Below are 1,841 nucleotides of genomic sequence, written 5' to 3' on the forward strand. Positions count from 1 at the left end.
CAGCAACGCGGGCCTACTCAGTGACCTTGGTCGATCACTCGGGAAGGTACGCCCTTCACGTCCCGCCCGAGCCTGATCCACAAGTCCTGAGCATTGCTCATCATGACCTGGTCGTGCGGCCTGCCCGTACAGGTGCTGCGCACGTTCCACGACGCGCGCAGCGCCGGATCGGAGGGCAGAAGCCGGGGGTCGGTATGCAGGACCGTTTCGTTGACGACGTACGGGATGGCCCCCAGCACGGCCTTCTCCCGCGTGGTCGCATCTGCGAGCAACCGCAGTGCCTGGTCGGCGTGGACGGCGACGACGGCGCGGTCGAAGCGGCGCACGCGGTCGTCGTCGGCGCGCACTTCGACGCTGTCCGCAGTGCGCCGCACGGCGCGGACCGGCAGGCCGAGCAGCACCTGGGGAAGCCGCTCCAGGACGCGTCGGACGTACGTCCGACTGCCGCCCTTGACAGTGCGCCAGCGAACCGGCGCCCCGCCCGGCAGCAGCCCGTGCTGGTCGAGGAAGCGGAACAGGAACCGCGCCGGGTAGGCCCGCGCCGTCACCGGCCCGCACGACCACAGCGCGGAGACCAACGGCAGCACCATGTGCTCGGCGAAGTCGGCCGAACACCGGCTGCGGTCGAGCAGTTCCCCGAGAGCGATGTCGGGACCCTCGGTATCCGCGACCAAGCTCCGGGCGATGCGGGCGAACTGCCGAGCCTTCCCGACCAGTCGCCCCCACTGTTCCTCCGGGACCATCGCGGGCCGCTGGGGCACGGTCCGGAGCGCGCTGCCTGCCAGGTATGCCAGGGAACACCCCTCGCAGGACAGGCTCATGGACATGTCGGAGCCCTGCGTCTGTACGCCCAGCTCACCGAACAGGCGCATGAGCTGGGGGTAGTTGTGCCGGTTGAACACCATGAAACCGGTGTCCACCGGCAACGTCCCGCCCTCCGGTGCCTGTACGTCATGCGTGTGCGCGTGACCACCAGCTCGCGGTTCGGCCTCAAAGAGCGCCACCGCGTAGCGCCGCCTCAGCAAATGGGCCGCGGTGAGGCCGGAGATCCCGGAGCCAATGACCGCTGCAGTTCCCGCCATGGCATTCCCCGCCCTCTGTCCGCCAGAGTGAATCACTACAGTACATAGGGCCGCAGGGGGCTCATGGAAGGCGCGCGATCACAGCGCAATGGGGTGGCACGCACCATAGGGTTGTGCAAGACAGCGCAGTAGCACCTGGGTTCGACGTAATTCGGGGGTGCTAGAGGTCCTGCGGGGTTGAAGTGGCAGGTCAGCGGGCCGTGGTGGGCAGAGAAGCCCGGAAGTCCCTAGAGACGCGTTCTTCTGGATTCACCTGCGCTGGCCTGGCCATAAGACGCTATATCATTTGGCTGGTTCGGTAGTCTGCGGTCGTGGGGATCGTGGAGCGTCTGGTGCCGGACGAGTTGTGGGAGTTGTTTCAGCGGGTGGTGCCGGAGGTCCCGGTGCGGCCGCAGGGCGGTGGCCGGCGTCGGCACGGGGACCGGGAGGTACTGGCCGCGATCGTGTTCGTGGCCACGTCGGGCTGCACCTGGCAGCAGCTTCCGGCGGCGTCGTTCGGGCCGTCGGGTGCGACAGCCCACCGGCGCTTCGCGGAGTGGACGAAGGCTCGGGTCTGGGCCAAGCTGCACCGCCTGGTCCTCGATGAGCCCGGCGCCCGCGGCGAGCTGGACTGGTCGCGGTGCGCCATCGACTCGGTGACCATGCGAGCCATGAAAAGGAGGACCTGACCGGCCCGAATCCTGTGGACCGGGGCAAGTACGGGCCGAAGATCCACTTGATCACGGAACGGACCGGACTGCCCCTGTCCACCGGCATCTC

The 1,841-nt window shown here is 68.3% G+C and carries 1 protein-coding gene and 1 pseudogene; one reads left to right on the forward strand and one right to left on the reverse strand.

Features of this window, described 5'->3' with window-relative positions:
• Nucleotides 1-17 precede the first annotated feature (17 nt).
• Nucleotides 18-1,082: an NAD(P)/FAD-dependent oxidoreductase gene (locus IG74_RS0144390; protein ID WP_051856738.1), complete on the reverse strand. Its 1,065-nt coding sequence runs from the start codon at nt 1,080-1,082 to the stop codon at nt 18-20.
• A gap of 311 nt (nt 1,083-1,393) precedes the next feature.
• Between IG74_RS0144390 and IG74_RS0144395 the strand changes: the two are divergent.
• Nucleotides 1,394-1,841: pseudogene (locus IG74_RS0144395) on the forward strand (transposase); the annotation flags it as partial.

It is taken from the genome of Streptomyces sp. NRRL B-1347 (assembly GCF_000720325.1).
Taxonomy (GTDB): domain Bacteria; phylum Actinomycetota; class Actinomycetes; order Streptomycetales; family Streptomycetaceae; genus Streptomyces.

What these genes read in the sequence shown, in the direction of transcription:
- IG74_RS0144390 (WP_051856738.1), bottom strand. Translation starts at nt 1,082, where the DNA reads ATGGCGGGAACTGCAGCGGTCATTGGCTCCGGGATCTCCGGCCTCACC.